The sequence below is a fragment of the Erythrobacter sp. CCH5-A1 genome, assembly GCF_001557115.1.
Taxonomy (GTDB): Bacteria; Pseudomonadota; Alphaproteobacteria; order Sphingomonadales; family Sphingomonadaceae; genus Erythrobacter.
The window spans coordinates 1-17,270 of the sequence record NZ_LSKQ01000311.1 but is presented as its reverse complement, the minus strand read 5'-3'; the positions used below and the strand labels follow the sequence as shown (position 1 = coordinate 17,270).

Genomic DNA, 17,270 nt, shown 5'->3' with positions numbered 1-17,270 from the left:
TTCGCTGATTGTTCGCCCTTAGCGTTGTTTAGCGTACCATCCACGCTATGCCCTCTCTTAGTTCGTGCAAATGTGCTTCTTCACGTCTCACACCATCGCCAGACTTCGTGTTGGAGACGCGAGGCTGGTGGACAGCTATTCGCGCGAATTCATGGGGATGAATGGTCAGTCGAGCAAGCCACCGGACCACGGCAAAGCGATTTTCGTAGCCGTTTCGGCTTCCGTCCCAATCGGAAAGCCGAGCAGCAAGAAATTGTAGAGCGCTTCACGGCGGGATTACACTATGTTGGAGACTGGCACACCCACCCCGAGAGCAGTCCGCAGCCGTCTTCGACTGACCTTTCAAGTATGAATGATATGGTGAGCGCCTCGCGTCATGAACTGCCGGGGTTCCTTATGATGATCGCCGGCACACGGCCCGGCCCCTCCGGTATTTGGTTGTCCATTCACCATGCAAATGGTGAGTGGAGCCGCCTTGATCAGTCGTAGCCAACAAGGGACAAGACTTGATTCTTCCCTGTTGTTGGGTTGGGGGCGCCATCCGGGTTTACCAGTGCGTCTCCACTTGATCCGATAGTATCCCGGTCCGCTCCGATGGAAGCTGCACAGTTTCAGCACTGCCTTGCGATGGGTAGCGCGTGGCCCACCCTGAGTCTAAAGGCGCCCCTTCGCGCGAGCGGCTTTGCCCAGCAACTCTACCAATACTCTCGCTTCGGCAAGGGTTTGCCCGTCTTTAAAGTCGATCCGAACAGGCAGCCCAATTTGCTTCGGCGTGGAGAGATTGTGAGCATGTAAGCTGAATTCGATCAGACCACTCGTCTTCTCTTGCTCGACCGGCCGAATCCGCAGGGGGAACTCGAGACCGGTTTGACCGTGGCGCCAACTGGCGCACTCAAGCTCCATCAGGGTGGTCCAGTCCCGTCGGCCGACGCGCCAGTAAAAGGCGTCAGAGTCCCGTGATTTCGGCGGTGATAAGTGTGGCAGGGTCAGCGGGAAATGACGCGCCGTTGCAAAGTGGTCACTTTGAAGGCCGCGGTAGTTGGCGAGCGGACCAACGATCTTCGTTCGTCCTCGTGGTGGAGCAGGCGGAAGCGGCAGTTCGAGAGCAGCGGATGGCGCTTTGGCCAATTGACCTTCGTCATCCTCATCCGCGCCTTCATCGTTCAGAAGCTCGAACGCTCCCCGTGCCCGTATCGAAAGTAATGCTTCGGTCGCAGGTCGCGTTCCGATGTTCTCCGCGACGGCCACGACATCTGGCCAGACCGTCCGGGCATCTAGTCGATGATGCAGCGTCTCCAGAGCTTTACGCACCTCATGAAGCCAGTTCGGATAGTCGGTCGCCCTATACTGCTCTATCTCTTCCTCCGTAGCCGGCTCATACACCGAATGGGCCGAAAAGGCAGAAATATGAGACATGCGCTCGAACGCCGCCAATCGGCCAACGAGGGAGTCCGTTGCACGTGGCTTTGGACGCTCGAACGAGACTGCACGTGGGCACAAGCGTTCGACCTCCGACATGAGCACTTCGACTTGGTGGCCTTCGAGTGCCGGCCACCGCAACAGGCTTGCTTTCAGCTCGGAAACAACCGTTCCCACTTCATCCCGGAAGCTCAATTCGATCTTAGGTTCGGCGCTGCTTAGGCGCTGAACTTCAGCCCGGAGTCTAGCATTGTCCTTTGCGCTCTCGTCCGGCTCCGGCGACCGAAGCCAGTGCTCGGGCAAAAAATGGACCGGCAGCCCTACCTCTTGCGCGGTTGTGCCGCAGATCGTGTCATCTGTCAGCAGCAGTACGTTCGCCCCTGCCTGCCCAAGCCAGAGAGCATAGTTGATAAGCGCCTGGTCGGCGTGTTCAAGTCGCAGCGCCGGGCTGACCGCGTCGGTCACAGCCTGCAGTTCAACACGCTTGACAACGTTCGGGCTCGCAGCGCGAACTTCCGCCCGACGACCAGGAGAGGTAATCAGCGTCCTAATCTCGCTGCTCAGCTGGCGCGCTAGTTTGTTCTGACGCCCGGTCTGGGTTTTGAGCTTGTCGAGTTCGCGGATCATGGGGGGTACGAACACCACCTCAATTTGCGCATACCCCAACTCTGCCCAAGGCAGATCGACGAGCGACTTGCCGTGAATGATGACGTTTGCGTCTGGGACCACGATCAGAGGCGTGTCCGCAAGCATGGCCTCTTGCTCTACAGCAGACATAGCGTCGATTTAGGCGAGCGCCGCGCTCCATAACGGTTGCGCTTCGGTTCCGGGCGGCGAGTGGTCCAAGCATTGCTCAATGCACGCGTTCGGTGATCGCCTCTCTGACCCAAACTCATTCTGCACTCAGGGCGCATTACCTAAACGGAATGGGTTCGGCTGTGAACACATTGACGACTTGCCCGGGCGTCATTGTGGCCGACTTGCCGGTGATGATGGCTGAGCCCAAAAGTGCTCCTGCGGTATTGCCCTTGCCTTCCTGGCGATGCTGGCCGCGCAGGCGCCAGTTGGTGCTGCCAACGCGTACCCAGTCGAAGCTGAGCTCGAATTTCGCACTCTTGCCGACGATACCCTTGCCGGTACGCCAGGTCACCGTTGCCTGCACTTCGGATCCGCGCGGAATGATGACCTTGCCGCCGTAGACGACATCTTCGACGACGAGGAAGCGCCGCTGGGTGCCTTCCTTCATCTTCTTCGACGTGATCTCCTCAGCAGGCGTCACGAGGACCAGCGTATTGACAGGCAGCGCCTGTACAGCCGCATCGACGGGCTGCGCTTCCACGACCGGACCCTGCTGCGCGTGCACAGCCATGCCCGAAACAAACGACGCAGCCACTGCCGCTACCAACATCTTCTTCATGCAACCCTCCCAATCAGGAACAACGAGAATTCACGGATCAATTCAGAAAAGTCAATGATTTGCGAAGCTTCATTAGACAAGAGACCTCATCAGCCGTAAGACGGCTGTCTGTCAGAAGCCTAGGCCAGATGGACCAGCGCTGCGTCCGGTCTGCCAGCAAGGAGGCGAGATCGACCAAAAACAATGGAGCCGGCTCACGCTGGACGATATCGCAGCCGGCCATGGCTGAAGCTCTTGCCTTCATCACGGATGGCTCCGCTGCCCGCCACATGGCGTACTGCTATCCCAGAAACGGGTCTCGATCGGCCACAGCTTACGCGGCCGCTTGCCCAGGAGAGTTTGCCGATCAGGATGATCCGGAAAGAACTGGAGCCCGGTTCGTCGCTCGATTTCCCTGATCGTAACAAGGTTGGGCCGGTGATCGTAGACATGGCCGAGCTGGCTCGCCCGGTTGCAATTGACCCATGTTTGTGTCGGCACAGGTTTTCCGTCAGCCCCAAGCGCATTCGGCTGCTCGAAGATGAAGGCCAGCGTATCGATGCCCGAGGGGCTCTCGTGGATGAGGATCTTGAAGAAGGCGTCGGGAATTTCGACCTTCAGCTCACCCGGGTCGCCGATAGTGAGCTTCGGTGTGGCAGGATCGAAGATCGGCCCGGCGATCACCCAGATGCTTCGATATTTGTTCGAGGCAGCGGCGGAGTAGTTCTCGAGATGAAGCCAAGGCCCCTGGTTGAGGTCGGCGGCCTGCGGAGAGGCATTCCAGAAGACATGGGTGTTGCAGCCTGCCTCGGGGCTGATGCGCTGGGCATGATCGCTCATCGCAAGGTGCCCGCGGTTCCACACTGTCCCAGCCCCGCTGTAGCTGTCGTCGAGACGACGATTGGTGACACCCTGTATCGCCTCGACAAGCGGCACTAGACCGGGGGAGGCATACCACTTGTTCGGGCGGTCAATTGAGACGGGTGGTTCGTCGAAATTGCCGTTCCGCCCCGGCGCGAGGCCCCGCAGCTCATACACGACGTATTCGGGATTGAGGCGCAGATCGGGCTGTCCGTCGCCATCATCGTCATCAGCATCGTCGAAGACCGCCGAGAATGACGTGAACTGGTCCGACAGCCCGCGCGCGCCCGGAGCGACGCGCTGGTGATCATGGTAGGTCGAGACGAATTGCGGATATGGCGAATTCGTCGTCCCGCGACATACGAACCGCTGAGCCGAAACCGGCGCCGCAGTAAGGGCCACTGCCAATCCCAAGCTCGCAAGCAGCAATTTCATCGCTCTGGTCCCTTCGATACCCCGGCATGATGTTGCGCCGAGCGGTGGGGAAAGCCTCTCGAATTCCATTGTGGCTTCAATCGGATGCCGGGTAGTAGGCTGCGGTGCTAACATGCCCCCGAAGATTTTCCGGCCGATAGGGAGCCCGCCGGTCGTATTGAGGCACCGAAGCTGCGGCGAAGCGGGCAAGGACGCTCTGATGCAGAACTGCCTCAGGGTGCACTTTCCTGGTCTCGGCCGACCAACCAAACCTCAACCAGGTTGGCCAGAAACGCGGCCATAGCTCGAGGCTGGCCCTGACCTCATCATGCTGTATGCCCAGCGGATCGGGGAAGGTCTGCACGAAGCGCTCATCGATCAGTGGAGGGGACGGGATCGATTTCAGCTCATCGATCATCCATTGCAAGGCAATGTCGGAGAGGCGGGATTCGTCTTCCGGATAGCTCCCGCCGATGTCGGAGTGATTGCCTGCGAACCATTCCTGCTTCAGCCACTTGAGGGGTCCGCGATGCTGCTCGAGCGTGTCCCCGCTATTCCCCCAGCCAACCCGGGGGAAGCGCTTTCTATTCTCATCGATCGAGAGCGCATGCCTCGCGTAGCCAACGCTGCTGTCGAGGAAGCGATCATAATGCTTGAGGTTCCAGGCTGCGAAGTGCCAGCTAATCTTTCCCCCCTGAGGGGGGTTCTTGATGAACTTGAATTGCTTCTTCGCGGACCAGACCAAGCTGCCAGCAAAGAAAGCTGCGGGAGCGGATGCGAGGATTTTCCACGTCAAACCCAGATCGCTCGTCCAGGCGGCAAGCCCGAGAGCGCCGCTGAGCACCGCCAAGACGAATAGCGCCCTCTTTACGATCACCGTACCGAGAGCTGCGACCGTGTCGAACACACCGATAAATGTCGGAGCGACGTTGCCCTGGGATTCGCCATTGGCACCCCGGCCTTCGCTTCCGTATTTCAACCTGAAGCGCCGTGCCAGCCCCTCGCGCTCCGGTTCATACCTTCCGCGATCCCGGCCAGAGCCATGCTCGTAGACGCGGTAGACGGCTTCTTCGGCAATCTTGCGCAAGGCAACACCGCCTGTCGGGAGCGGCTGTCCGTCTTCGTCATGGCGCGGGATCCCGCACAGGTTCATCACGTTGGCAACGCACCGAGCAGTGTAGGCACCCCGGCTGAAGCCGAACAGGAAGATCCGGTCGCCATCCTCGTAGTGGCGCAGAATGGCCTCATAGCAGTCGACGATGTTTTCGCTGATCCCGGTGCCGAATGCGGCTGCGAGGATGTTCCGAACCCTGCCTCCGAGTTCCCCTGACCCCAGGCCCGGATCATAATAGGCGACCTGATCGGCAGGATCGAAGCCGGTCTGGGTGCCGGGGCGCATGGCACGGTACATCTTGTAGATGTTGGAGAGGCGCTGGTCAGGCAGCACGCCGCCATACTGCCCGGTTCCGTCCGAGAAGATGATGATGTTCTTTCCTGAAGCGCAATCAGTCTGCATCAGACACACTCCTCAATGACTACCTGCGCGGTGCCGCCGCCCTATGCCGCCAGACGATGCTCGCCATAGTGCACTGTATTTTCGTCAGTTTCGAAGAACAGAACTTCGTCGGCAGGAAGCCGGATCAACTGCCGGGGCTGGAGCAGGATGCGCTCGCCGGCCCGAATCATGGCGAGGTGACTGTCCGTCGGCCGGTTCGCCTTTTCCAGCAGGCGCGTGGTGTCGATCACATCGGCGTCGATCGCGAGCAGCTGCCCGTCAACGTCGACGATGTGCTTCATTCCGAGGTCCCAATAAGCCATCTGCGATGCTCCTTCTTTCAATGAGAAGAGTATCGCAGGCGCACACGTCAAAACCTGTCATATCCAAATTCATTGAGGAGGCACAGGACGTTCACCAGCGTCATATCCTCGACCGTCCGGCATGGCGTTTCGAGCAGCAGCGGGCTCGCAATCACGATGGCTGCCGCCTGCGCGCGGGAGACCGCGACATTGATCCGGTTGAGCGAGAACAGAAAGGCGAGGTCGCGGGGCATCTCCTCGCCGCTGGAAGTCGTCATCGACACCAGGCAGATCGGCGCTTCCTGCCCCTGGAACTTGTCGACGGTCCCGACGGGCACACCCGGCGGCAGAGCCGCCTTCAGCGCATTGACCTGTGCATTATAGGGGGCGACGACGAGTATGTCCTCGTGCGCGATCACGCGATCCTTGCCGTTTCGGTCCCGATAGACCGAACCTACCATCGCTTCGATCTGGCCGCGGATGGCTGCAATCTCTTCGGGTGAGACTTGGGATCGTCCCTTGTGTTCGACAGGTGCCAGACGTGCGCCAAGCAGGCTTGCACCGGTTGGGGAAACGAGCGTCTGCGCCGCGGCTGCCTCATCACTAGCCAGACGTTCCTCATAGACTGCCGCTGAAATGAACCGGCAGATCCCGGGATGCATGCGGCGGCTCTCCGAGAGGAAGATGCCGCGCTCGGGCGGAATGACCCGGTGCCCATCGATCAGGTATTCGAGACAGGAAAGCCCGCTCTCCCCGGGATGGCTACCCTGAAGCGGCTGTGGAAGCTGCATTGGATCGCCGACGAGGACGATGTTATGGGCGCAGCGGCCCATCGCGAGGATGTTGGCGAGCGAGACTTGTCCGGCCTCATCGACGAACAGGTAGTCGAATGCAGGCGCGTCATAGCGCGCGAAATGCCACGCGGTGGAACCGACGACGTGTGCGGTCCCGATCTCGGGAGCGTTGTTGTCGGTTACAGCAATGATCGCCGGATGATCGTCAGCATCCTCGGCATCGGAGACCTTCTGGACGATGGAAAAGGCGAGCGCCTGGTCTTCGGCCCTTTCTGCGACTGCCTTGAGAAGATTGCCGATCGCTTTGTGGCTGTTTGACGCGACGGCGACGCGCTTTCCCGTCCGCACGAGGTCGGCAATCGACAGGGCGCTCACATAGGTCTTTCCCGTCCCGGGGGGACCCTGGATGCCGAGGGTCGTCTGGTCCATGGCTGCGATCGCGCGGCTTGTAGCGTTAGGAAGGTCATCATCCTCTAAAACGATCCCTCCCGGCCGCGGCCCATCGCTGAACACGGGAAGGGCTTTGGTGAGAAGATGCTCAAGGGCCGGAACGCGTCCCGTATTGGCGATCATCTCGTCGATGACGGCCATCAGTGAATTGCGAAGCACATCGTTCCGGATTGGCTTGGGCGGGAGAAGATCGAGCCTGTCGGGGAGGGGCCCCTTCGCGTGCGAGCGGCGCAGAACCAGCGTGCGGTCGTCATGATTGATCTTTTGAAGCTGCACGTCTTCCGGCATGGCAGCGGGCTTGATGCAAGGGGCTTTGCCCGCCCGAAGCTTGGTGTCCTGCTCGGGAAAGCGGTAGGTCCGTTCCGAGGATTTGGTAGTCACCTGAACCGGGGCATCGATGGCCTCGAGCCCCTGAAGACAGTCGAGGTCGTCCAGCAGCTCCTCGCTTTCCTGGGCGAGCCGGTCGAAGATAGCCCAATAGGCAGGCTTGTCCTCGCGCTTGTGGAACTGGCTTAGGTCGAGCAGCAGTGTGGCGACCTGTTCGCCGAGACGCGCGCGCACGGGTTCGAGCCGCTGGCGAAGGGCTTCGAGCTCGGCATCCTCTGCCTCGACATTCGAGAGCGTCCCATTGGCTGGCACATCGCCGAGGACTGGCCACGGCATGCCCGCAGGCCGCACATCTCTGATCAGCCAATCCCGGAGCAGCTGCGTCGAGATGCAGTCGGTCCGGTTGTAGTCATGGATCTCGTCGAGGAGCCGCTGCTCGCCGGTCTGCCGCCACTGCTCATAGAAGACGACGCTGGCCCCGGCTGTCGCGACGTCTGCGGCGCGTTTTTCCATGTAGAAGGCTTCGAGATCCTTGATCGAATAGCCTTTCTCCGACGCAATCAGCCCGCCGCCCACCACCTTGAAGAGATCCACAAACCTCTGCTCGCGCTGCAGCTGATCCATGGCAGCCTCGCCGGTGCGGTGTGCGGCCGTCAGGCGCCGAAGGGCAGCGATCTCGTAGTTGGCATAGTGGTAGATATGTGCCCTCGGGTATCGCCGCATGCGTTCCACGAGGAAGGTGAGGAGGTCGCGCATAGCCCGCCCTTCTTCTTCGCGATCATGCGCCCAGAATGCCCGGAATTGCCACTCACCGTCGTCCATGAACCAGACGCCATGGAGATATTCGAGGCCTCCGGGAAAGTACGGGTCGCCTTCGATGTCGTAGAACACATCACCTTCAGCCGGCTCGGGAAGAAGCCCAAATCCCTTGCCCGGCTCCAGATCGCGCAACTCGAAGGATGGGCCTGCGCCCGCGCGCCGGGCCGTCTGCAGTCTGGCTTGCGCCACAAGCTTGCGCTGCGTCTCGGCTGCCATTTTCGGGACACGTTCCGCCCGCGCGGCAAGCGCCGCCATGGTGGTAACCCCGGCTGCCTCGAGTTTCTGGCGCTGGCTGCGGGTTATGCCTGCGACAAGGGCGAGGCTGTCGTCTTGCTCCCACTGTGCATTGCAATGATCGCTCCACCGGCAAAGGCCACAGGCGGCGTTGGGCTCGGCGCGGGTCGCAGGGCGTTCGGCCACAAACCCTTCAAGCATCGCGCGCGCATGCCGCGCGTAGGCGGAGACATCGGCCAGACGAACCGTGTATCGGCTGCCGTCGCCAAGCTGAAGATGCGCGGCCTCAGGAGCCAGACCCTGCACCTTCGCGAGGAGATCGCTGTAAAGGCACAGCTGCAGCACATGCTTGGGGTCTGGCTTGCGCTTGAGCTTGGTATCGACAACTTCGTAGCACCAGTCCCCGAGCGCGGACGGGCGTTCAACTCGCTCGAGGAAGTCGGTGTAGCCGCCCCACGCACCATCAAGCAGGGCGCCTTGGAAGATGATGTCGGCGCCCTGGGCCATGGCCGCATGGGTCAGCGCGACCGATTGTTCGAGTGACAGCCCATCCTTGGGGATCTCGGTGATTGAACGACCTTCAGCGCGAAGCTGCTCCAGAAAGGCCAGTTCATGTTCATCGCCCTGCTGTTGCAGAAGCATCGCCTCGGCACTGTCATCCCTGGGTTTGATATCGCCCACTTCGAGCAGGCGCAGGTCGAGCGCGGTTGCGTGCCGGCAGCCCTTGAAGCGCATCAGGTCCGAGGCCGAGAAGCGGAAATTTCCTTCGATAAATCGCATGCATAGCTCCTTAGCATAAGCTATGCCCGTTCAGCATGACAAAACCTGTCATGGAGATTTTGAATGTCATTCGCCAAGGCACAGGAGCTGTTGAAACTCGCGATGATGGCGACGCGCCGCAGCGGCGTGTCGCTCGACGAGATCATGGAAGAATTCGGCTGCGTGTACCGGACCGCGCAGAGGATGACCGAGGCGCTTGAAGCGGCCTTTCCGCAGACGGAAACCTCAGAGGGGGAAGATCGGAAAAAGCGTTGGCGTATGCCCGCTCGCCACGTCGCAGCGCTCCTGTCACCCTCGCCAGAAGAACTGGCTGCACTATCGAATGGGATTGCGCAGCTCGAACAGGCCGGCATGCTGCAAGAGGCGGCACTTGCGAGGAACCTCGACCGGAAGGTGAGGGCGCTTGTCCCGCCGGAAAAGGGCACACGTCTCGCCGTGGATGAGGAAGCGCTACTCGAGGCGCTGGGCCACGCGGCCCGTCCCGGGCCAAAACCGGCCGCCAACCGTGATGTTGATATGGCGATCTATGAAGCGCTGAAGGGTCCATTTCTGCTCCGCTTTCCCTATCGAAAGCGAGGCCAGACCAAGCCGGTCGAGCGCATCGTTGCGCCCCACGGTCTCTTGCTCGGTGTTCGCCGCTACCTAGTCGCGAGAGACATCGCGAAACCGTCGTCCGCACCGCTGCAACACTTCCGCGTTGAGGAAATCGAGGCTGCTGAGGTGCTGGAGGATTCCTTCGAGTTCGATCAGGATTTCGATATCCGCCGCCATGCCGAAAAGGGGTTCGGTTCCTTCGAGAATGCGGCTGAGTATGGCGATGTCGTCTGGCGCTTTTCGCCGGAGGCGGCGGCACATGCGCGCCGCTTCGTCTTTCACCCGACCCAGACTGTCGAGGATGAACCGGACGGCTCACTGCTGGTACGGTTCAAGGCGTCCGGACTGCTCGAGATGTGCTGGCACCTCTATGCTTGGGGGACGGCAGTCGAGGTTCTTCAACCTGAACGGTTGCGCGAGATGGTGCACCAAAGTCGCCGGAGCTTTGGCGCTTTCCCTTGAAACCCTCGGCCCAAGGCCACCTATCTTGCTTATCCCTTAGACCCATCCCGTGATCCATCACGGGCACCGATGGTCTTGCCAGAAGCGCTCCCAGCGCGCGGCCCATCCGCCTTTCACCATAGCGCAGCTGATATCGCCCGACCGCGGCGAGACACACCAAGCCCCGGTTCGATCCCCGCCAGCGCCTCCGGTGGAAGTGCAGCGCATCCTGGGTCCCGAAACCAGAATATGTCCATGAGGGCCAACGCCTGTTCTGGTGCCCAGCAAGTTCACCAAAGCATCGCGCGACACGATGGGGTCACTGTCGGGGCATGGGTGGCCGGGCGAGCAGGATCCGTCGAGCTCCCGGGCGGCTATTCCGGACAGCCGCAGCCTCGGACCCTCCGCACACCAAACCGGGCCATCACCGTCCCATACGTGGGTTGGCGTGCAGCTGAAGCTTTGCCCTGCCGGGACCACTGCTACCTGCAGGGCGAGGAGAAAAGAGCTGAACATTATTGGCGGATCCTACCTCGCTGAGCGCAATGGGCTGAAAGCTGTTTTGTAACTGTGGCTTAGCCACTCAACAGCGTTCTGGGAACATTGCCCGCCGGAGCAGCAAATCTCAATGCCATACGCGCATCGACTGGAATTTCGCCGACAGGACGCCACAGCAGAAAGGGGCGCCCCTGCGAGGGCCGGTTTCGGGCCGGTGTGAGATGACACTCCGAGATGTGCCGGAGGTCATCGGAGGCAAAGTTTGGCCTTTCCTCGGGCGTCGCGGCCAATGGTGAATAGGCCCATCTCACACGTCCTGGTCTGGCTTCGCCAAATCGGTTAGCTCACACCTATGGCGGAGGATTGGACCGAATTCGAAATTGACGCGGTTGTCGCTGACTATTTCGGAATGCTTGCTGACGAACTCGCAGGCCGTCCATTTGTAAAGCTCGCGCTATATCGTAGCCTTGCTGAAAAAATCCCCAGAAACATCAAATCGATCGAGCGCAAGCACCAGAACATCAGCGCGATCATGATCGGCTTCGGACAGCCATGGGTCACTGGCCTCAAGCCAGCCAAGCATTATCAGAATGCGTTGGCAGACGGAGTCCTGCGCTGGCTCGACCAACGACCCGATTGGCTTGAGCCGAGAATTCAGGCTGATGAAGGCAATTCGGTTCGCAAGGTGTCGTCGCTCCTGATTGGACCTCCACCTACGCATCAGAATGAACCGCCCTTGATAGATCCGGCTTTGATGGCCGCCATCGGCAAGAAATATGATGTGGCCGAACGCGATGCCAGGAACCGCCGACTGGGCAAGGCTGGTGAAGAGCTGGTCCTGCATCACGAGCGCCAATCGCTCTTGCAAGCCGGACGAGACGATCTTGCCGACAAAGTGCGCTGGACAGCCGTACAGGACGGCGATGGTTATGGGTACGACATTGCCAGCTTCGAGCCAGATGGCCGCGAACGGCTCATTGAGGTGAAGACGACCAATGGCTGGGAACGCACACCTTTTCACATCAGCAGAAATGAAATCACGGTTGCTGAGACCCGCACTGATGATTGGCACCTCGTGAGGGTCTGGAATTTCGCGCGCCAACCAAGAGCATTCAGCCTTCGGCCCCCGCTCTCGGCGCACGTCGAGCTGACACCGACCAGCTTTCTCGCTGCGCTAAGATAGGCCACCGTCCGGTGATAAGGACGCGACGATTTGTTTGAGGGCACAGGAGAGCGCCGCTTCCTCGATTGCCAGGCGTGCGATCGCCTCGCAATCTATGAGAGCTTTGGCAATGTAGACCTGTGAATGCGCTTGCCTTTTCGGTGAACTCGCAAGAAGCTTGGCCGACATGGTCAATATGTTTGTCGCCATCACGGACCGCAGCTGGTTTGATCTGCTCAGTCAAGAACAGCCTGATGAGGTCAATTTCTGGGCACCGAGCGGCTTCCGCGGCTTCCGGGCGGTGTCATGCGGCGAACTGTTTCTGTTCAAGCTCCATGCCCCGGAAGACTTCATCGTGGGCGGCGGCGTTTTTCACCATGCCTCCAATGTACCTCTGTCCCTCGCCTGGGAGGCGTTTGGCACCAAGAACGGCGTGAAGTCGCATAGGGAAATGCGCGACCGGATTGCCCGCTATCGGCGGGACGATGCGCTGCTCGACCCAAGATCGGATCCTCCGGTCGGCTGCCGAATATTGACCCAGCCATTCTTCTGGCCCCGTGAACAATGGCTTCCTGTGCCGCAAAGCTTCGCGCGCAACATCGTTGCCGGCAAGCGCTACAGCACTGACGAGGCCGATGGCCGTTATTTGTGGGATGCTCTTGCTGATCGATCGGGTGGGCTGGGCATTTCAAGGCTGGAGGCCCAGCGCTACGGCAAACCGCAGCTTGTCCAGCCACGTCTGGGCCAAGGTGCGTTCCGACTGGCGGTGACTGACGCCTATGAGCGGCGCTGCGCTGTGTCAGACGAAAAGACGCTGCCGATTCTCGATGCTGCGCATATCCGAGCCTATGGTGATGGCGGCGAGCATGATACCGCCAACGGGCTTTTGCTGCGGACCGACATCCATCGGTTGTTCGATTTGGGCTATGTAACCGTGTCCGAGGACCACCGTTTCGAGGTGAGCCATCGCCTCAAGGCCGATTTCGACAACGGCCGCCACTATTACGATCTTCATGGTCAGGTGCTTCGCACGCCGAAGCCTGGCTATGCAGCCCCGGCGCAGGATGCGCTCGCGTGGCACCGCGAGAATAGATATCTCGGATGACAGGTATTGAGGACATTGCAAAACCTGCTTGTGAACGTACGCTGAGCCTCTGAATAGCGACTTTGCGTGCGCTGCCGGGGAGATAACGAAACAGCCCACGACCGGATTCTAAGTCGCATCGGTCCATTCGGTCTGGGTCTCGGCCGTGCAACGCCCCGCTATGCGACCGTCGTGGCAACGGTATTGGATCCCTGCCAAGTTGCGAGCCGGGTGAGCGCAATATCGATCATTCTGTCGTCGAACAGGTGCAATTTGCGCCGCGCGGCTTCCGCGCCGCCCTTCCAATCGCGTAAGCCTGCCTTGATGCCATCAACCGACGGCTCGCCGCCGTGGGCGACGATCCAATCTACCGTTGCCAACAACTCCATACCCAACGGCGTCTCGAAGCCATCGATGAGATCGCTGGTGGCTTCCAGCGCCGGCAGAAAAGCTTTTGCCTCGGAGCCGAGATAGGCGATGACGCGGTCCTTCTTAGCGTCGTCGAACCAAATGACGTCCAGCGGCCCGGCATCGGCAATGCGCTTGTTGCTATGAAGATAGCTGCCATCAAGCGAATTGAGCAGGTGGCTCAACCGACCGGCGAAAGGGCCAAAGCGATTGGCCTCAAATCGCAAGTCGAGTGGATTTTCAATCTGGCATCGGGCGATGCTCCGCTCGGCAAAATATGCTAACTTCTGGATTTCGAGCAACGTGCATTCGAAACCGAGTACCGCGTAGCGACGCACTAGTTCGGCGACCACCGCGCGCGCGGGCGTCAGTTTTTCGACGCCGGCGCGCTTTGCGACGTTTTGATAAGTCGGGGTTGGTTCATAGACGATCACGTCGACCCCTTCGAGATCACCGAGCGCCTGTTCGATCTTGGCACGGACAACAGGCCAGTCGAGCCCGCCATTGCCACTGCCAAGCGGCGGCAGGGCAATCGACTGAATGCGCAACTCGCGAATGATGCGCTTCAGATCGACCAGCCCGTCCTCGATCCAGGGCATTTGTGAGGGATTGCGCCAATGCTTCTTCGTCGGGAAGTTGATGATCCACTTCGGCCCCATTAGTTCTTGGCGCTCGGTCACGAACATCCGCCCCACCTCGACCTCATGGGCTTTGCAAGCCGCTTCATAGGCTTTCAGATTGGCGGGGAACGCCTCCTTGAACATGAGCGCGATGCCTTTTCCCATGACGCCGACGGTGTTCACAGTGTTGACCAGCGCATCCGCATCGGCATTCAGCAGATTGCCTTGAGTGTAGGTGATCATCAGAAATACCATCCCGGCGTTACCGCCACTTTCAACGCCAGGCCTGCTGCAGCGATCTGTGCACGAAGCTGACCCGCCACATCCTCATTGACGCAAGCGACCCCGAGTAAGGCGTCGGTCGGCAAGTGCTGATGGATCAGCGCTTCCGCTTGATATCGCTCGAACTTGCCCAAGTCGTCATTGTCCCGCTTAAAATCGCTATTCTGCAATATAGTCCAATCAATCGCCGAAAGTCTAGCCAGATCTGAAGAAAAAACAGCAGTTTGGAGATAGGCGTGACGATCGGTGAAGATAAAATTCAAGGGATGATCGCGAATCTTATAAAGAGTCGACACAAGTATCACGATCTCTTCATTGCCGCGCTGCCGGATCCCATTATAACCTGTCTTAATATTCAAGAGCATCGGTGAGCGAGGTGTAAAATAAAATGGCACATAGTCACTGAGGGTGCCGCCCGGCGGGATCGGAATTGCCCGGCCATTACGCTTGCTGATCAATTCCGGATTGCCGATGTCGACATAAGCCGGATTGACCATCGCCGCGCTGCGGCAATGAATGCCATGCGTGAGAATCCAAGCGAGATTGTCGCGATGAATGATCCTGAAAACAAATGCCTTGTCTGGCCGCAGATCCTTCATCATTGGCAAGCGATTGCCAGGCTACGCCGCAAACGACAGCGTACGGCACGTGCGATTCGACCATAGATGACGTGCGTAAACATTACTGCTCCTTATCCACTTCTCGCGCCACGGAGAAGTATGGATCAGCAATTATGCGTTCGGCGTGTCGCTTCCATCGGGCTCCCGCGCGACGCCCTTGAACGGGGTGCCATCGTTCTTGACGTTCATCAGCTGGCCCGTGCGCTCATCCCGCTTTTGCCAATGGCCGTCTCTACGCCGAAATTGGGTTCGCGCCGTAACCGCGCCACGCCGAAAACCATCGCCAGTATTCCTTGCCAAAACCACCTCCTATCAGAACATAATAAGAACATAGCACTGGATGGCCAGAACCGGAAGCGTCAATCGTTCAAAGGTCGGGCAGACGTCATGTCATCCTTGAGGATCGCGTCGAGGGCGCAACAGCAGAAGAGGCCTTGGTCAGGGTGATGAATTGGCCGCAGCGAATCTCGCGGTCGTTCGTCTGCAAACACGTCAGCTTGCTCCAACAAAGATCGGTCGCACGGCCGCCAGCGTCCTGACTGCATGGATCAGGACAAAAACCTGGTGGGTCTGCGTGAAAGACTCGGCGATGCATTCGTGGCGCTCCCCATTGCGGTCGACGAGCGCCAGAGATCGCTTACCCGATGACTTATAGCCGTTGATTGGCACCAGCGCGCCGATGTCGTCGTTGGGCGTATAGACCTCGTTCCAGGTATAGTTGCCGAACTGGGTAGTGAAGCTTTCTGACTGTATTGCTCGGCGCAGTGTAGCGCGAAAACCGTCGCCTTCAGCAAACTCCGGCATGTTGAGCACAACCACGGCGCAGGCGCGGTGGTTCTTCGAAACATACTGACGAACGCAGGCGTAGATCGACGCGTCGAACTTCTTCGCGAGCTTAACTGGCGTCCAGATGCTGAACGGCTGTCCCTCGGCCATATCGCGGAAGGTATCGAGCTGAAACAGGACTTCTGCAGCGAAAACGTTGGCTTCCCGATCGAACAGCTCGGCCGCCTCTGCATCGAGTGCATTTTCGCAGTCCTCAACCAGCGCGTACATCGACCGCTGCCATGGCATGAAGCCATGCCCGGACTCATGCAGCAGTACGAATCGCTTCTTTACGGCCATGAGAGACTGGTCGAGGAAGACGAGGCCAGCACTTGCGTGGAACAGGCCCATTACCTTGCTGACCGCGCGCTTTAGTGCACCGCCTGCCTTCTCGACGCTTAACCGGAGCTTGTCGATGAAGCTCGGATTTAGGACGTCTTCCTTCACCTCTTCCACCTTGGCTACTGTCATGATCGCCTCGACAGGTGTCGGAAAGACGCCGAGCGCGCCTGCATCACGCAGGGCGCGCTCGGCCTCGGCCCGGACGCGGGCGAGCTGACTAGGGGTTAGGCTGCAATCGTCCGGTCGCTGCACAGATCATCCCTTCTTGGAGCGCAGGAAGGCAAGATAGTCCAAGAGGGCGCTCTCCTCTTCGGCTGATAGATTATCGACCGCGAACGTCGCCGCGCGTCCATGTTTGGCATCCGTGGGACGCTGGGCCGACGGGACTATGTATCCAGCCCGCTCCATCAGCATCTCGTACGATACGCTCAACGCTGTCGAGAGGGCGTAAAGAATATGCGGAGATGGTTTGGTGATCTTGCCGCTCTCCAGCTGGCTCAGATAGGCATTCGAGATCTCCTTCCCGGTCGCGTCCTCAACGTCGCGCTGCGACATCTGAAGATCGGTGCGAGCCTTCTTTATAATTTGGCCGAGGCTTGCCGGCTTAGCTGTCTGATCAATGTCGTCATCGGTCATGTCGTCTCCGGTTCGAGCCGGACTCGGAGTCCGGCGCTTGATACCTGGCGCATTCCGCTAAATCCGTCAAGCGCGCTAAGTCAATGCTTGACAAACTTAGCACGCGTTCTCATTTTAGCGATACCGGCGCTGGGCCGGCGACGTTGGAGTGAGTTATGACCAGTATGAGTGACGACGCCGCCCACCGCGGCAAGCCCCGCCACCGGATTGAGGTGGCAGACGAGACCCTGATCTATCGCAGCGTGCCCATTGACGATCTGACGCCGACCGGCGCGCAGCTCGCGGCGGCAGCCGGGTTCAAGCCCAAGCAGCATGCTGTGGTGTTGCAGGTGCTCCCCAACGGCGAGCTCGAGGACGTGCGGCCCACCGAAGTCGTGGATCTCCGGCACGGTGTGGAGCGTTTCGTGATTGTCGGGACTGTAAGGAATTTTGTGCTTGGCCGTTATTTGTTAGGCCAATGGGAAGCG

Annotated in this window: 15 protein-coding genes; 5 read left to right on the top strand and 10 right to left on the bottom strand. The window is 59.6% G+C overall.

What is annotated here, in order from left to right; all coding sequences use genetic code 11:
- Window positions 1-72: 72 nt before the first annotated feature.
- Window positions 73-489 carry a Mov34/MPN/PAD-1 family protein gene (locus AX708_RS21410; protein WP_197426432.1) on the top strand — a complete coding sequence of 139 codons (417 nt, stop codon included), beginning with the start codon at window positions 73-75 and terminating at the stop codon, window positions 487-489.
- 165 nt (window positions 490-654) lie between these two features.
- Here the strand turns inward: AX708_RS21410 and AX708_RS18895 are convergent, their stop codons facing one another.
- The 6 genes from AX708_RS18895 to AX708_RS18865 form a co-directional block, all read right to left on the bottom strand.
- Window positions 655-2,196: a PIN domain-containing protein gene (locus tag AX708_RS18895; protein ID WP_066527657.1), complete on the bottom strand. Its 1,542-nt coding sequence runs from the start codon at window positions 2,194-2,196 to the stop codon at window positions 655-657.
- Between the two features lie 136 nt (window positions 2,197-2,332).
- Window positions 2,333-2,836 (bottom strand): hypothetical protein, encoded by a 504-nt coding sequence (locus AX708_RS18890; protein WP_066527660.1) that lies wholly within the window; start codon window positions 2,834-2,836, stop codon window positions 2,333-2,335.
- 243 nt (window positions 2,837-3,079) lie between these two features.
- Entirely contained in the window at window positions 3,080-4,180 is a 1,101-nt protein-coding gene (locus AX708_RS18880; RefSeq protein ID WP_197426431.1) for a DNA/RNA non-specific endonuclease, read from the bottom strand.
- A gap of 7 nt (window positions 4,181-4,187) precedes the next feature.
- Window positions 4,188-5,606, bottom strand: a complete 1,419-nt coding sequence (locus AX708_RS18875; RefSeq protein ID WP_066527664.1) for a DUF2235 domain-containing protein — start codon at window positions 5,604-5,606, stop codon at window positions 4,188-4,190.
- A gap of 41 nt (window positions 5,607-5,647) precedes the next feature.
- Window positions 5,648-5,908: a hypothetical protein gene (locus tag AX708_RS18870; RefSeq protein WP_066527667.1), complete on the bottom strand. Its 261-nt coding sequence runs from the start codon at window positions 5,906-5,908 to the stop codon at window positions 5,648-5,650.
- A 47-nt stretch (window positions 5,909-5,955) separates the two neighbouring features.
- Complete coding sequence (locus tag AX708_RS18865; RefSeq protein WP_066527670.1) at window positions 5,956-9,291, bottom strand: TM0106 family RecB-like putative nuclease; 3,336 nt, start codon at window positions 9,289-9,291, stop codon at window positions 5,956-5,958.
- Between the two features lie 63 nt (window positions 9,292-9,354).
- Here AX708_RS18865 and AX708_RS18860 point away from each other — a divergent pair, with 63 nt between their 5' ends.
- From AX708_RS18860 to AX708_RS18850, 3 genes are all read left to right on the top strand, one after another.
- Entirely contained in the window at window positions 9,355-10,347 is a 993-nt protein-coding gene (locus AX708_RS18860; RefSeq protein WP_066527671.1) for a YafY family protein, read from the top strand.
- An 829-nt stretch (window positions 10,348-11,176) separates the two neighbouring features.
- On the top strand, window positions 11,177-12,007 hold the full coding sequence (locus AX708_RS20165; protein WP_082745496.1) for a DUF3883 domain-containing protein: 831 nt from the start codon (window positions 11,177-11,179) through the stop codon (window positions 12,005-12,007).
- A 166-nt stretch (window positions 12,008-12,173) separates the two neighbouring features.
- Window positions 12,174-13,091 carry an HNH endonuclease gene (locus AX708_RS18850; RefSeq protein WP_066527682.1) on the top strand — a complete coding sequence of 306 codons (918 nt, stop codon included), beginning with the start codon at window positions 12,174-12,176 and terminating at the stop codon, window positions 13,089-13,091.
- 158 nt (window positions 13,092-13,249) lie between these two features.
- Here AX708_RS18850 and AX708_RS18845 read toward each other — a convergent pair whose 3' ends face one another.
- The 4 genes from AX708_RS18845 to AX708_RS18830 form a co-directional block, all read right to left on the bottom strand.
- The gene (locus tag AX708_RS18845; protein WP_066527684.1) at window positions 13,250-14,341 is read right to left on the bottom strand and encodes a macro domain-containing protein; all 1,092 of its coding nucleotides are present in this window, start codon (window positions 14,339-14,341) and stop codon (window positions 13,250-13,252) included.
- Entirely contained in the window at window positions 14,341-14,982 is a 642-nt protein-coding gene (locus AX708_RS18840; protein WP_066527686.1) for a DUF4433 domain-containing protein, read from the bottom strand. The genes AX708_RS18845 and AX708_RS18840 overlap by 1 nt, the downstream gene beginning before the upstream one ends.
- 510 nt (window positions 14,983-15,492) lie before the next feature.
- Entirely contained in the window at window positions 15,493-16,419 is a 927-nt protein-coding gene (locus AX708_RS18835; RefSeq protein ID WP_066527689.1) for an ImmA/IrrE family metallo-endopeptidase, read from the bottom strand.
- Window positions 16,420-16,422: 3 nt separating this feature from the next.
- The gene (locus AX708_RS18830) at window positions 16,423-16,803 is read right to left on the bottom strand and encodes a helix-turn-helix domain-containing protein (RefSeq protein WP_082745497.1); all 381 of its coding nucleotides are present in this window, start codon (window positions 16,801-16,803) and stop codon (window positions 16,423-16,425) included.
- A gap of 164 nt (window positions 16,804-16,967) precedes the next feature.
- On the opposite strand from AX708_RS18830, the gene AX708_RS18825 reads away from it, so the two are divergent.
- Window positions 16,968-17,270 (top strand): multiubiquitin domain-containing protein (locus AX708_RS18825; protein ID WP_197425983.1); only part of this gene is annotated, 303 nt, incomplete at its 3' end.

Coding starts and splice junctions, on each gene's coding strand:
- AX708_RS18895 (WP_066527657.1), bottom strand. CDS start 2,196: ATGTCTGCTGTAGAGCAAGAGGCCATGCTTGCGGACACGCCTCTGATC.
- AX708_RS18890 (WP_066527660.1), bottom strand. CDS start 2,836: ATGAAGAAGATGTTGGTAGCGGCAGTGGCTGCGTCGTTTGTTTCGGGC.
- AX708_RS18880 (WP_197426431.1), bottom strand. CDS start 4,180: ATGGAATTCGAGAGGCTTTCCCCACCGCTCGGCGCAACATCATGCCGG.
- AX708_RS18875 (WP_066527664.1), bottom strand. CDS start 5,606: ATGCAGACTGATTGCGCTTCAGGAAAGAACATCATCATCTTCTCGGAC.
- AX708_RS18870 (WP_066527667.1), bottom strand. CDS start 5,908: ATGGCTTATTGGGACCTCGGAATGAAGCACATCGTCGACGTTGACGGG.
- AX708_RS18865 (WP_066527670.1), bottom strand. CDS start 9,291: ATGCGATTTATCGAAGGAAATTTCCGCTTCTCGGCCTCGGACCTGATG.
- AX708_RS18860 (WP_066527671.1), top strand. CDS start 9,355: ATGTCATTCGCCAAGGCACAGGAGCTGTTGAAACTCGCGATGATGGCG.
- AX708_RS20165 (WP_082745496.1), top strand. CDS start 11,177: ATGGCGGAGGATTGGACCGAATTCGAAATTGACGCGGTTGTCGCTGAC.
- AX708_RS18850 (WP_066527682.1), top strand. CDS start 12,174: ATGGTCAATATGTTTGTCGCCATCACGGACCGCAGCTGGTTTGATCTG.
- AX708_RS18845 (WP_066527684.1), bottom strand. CDS start 14,341: ATGATCACCTACACTCAAGGCAATCTGCTGAATGCCGATGCGGATGCG.
- AX708_RS18840 (WP_066527686.1), bottom strand. CDS start 14,982: ATGATGAAGGATCTGCGGCCAGACAAGGCATTTGTTTTCAGGATCATT.
- AX708_RS18830 (WP_082745497.1), bottom strand. CDS start 16,803: ATGACCGATGACGACATTGATCAGACAGCTAAGCCGGCAAGCCTCGGC.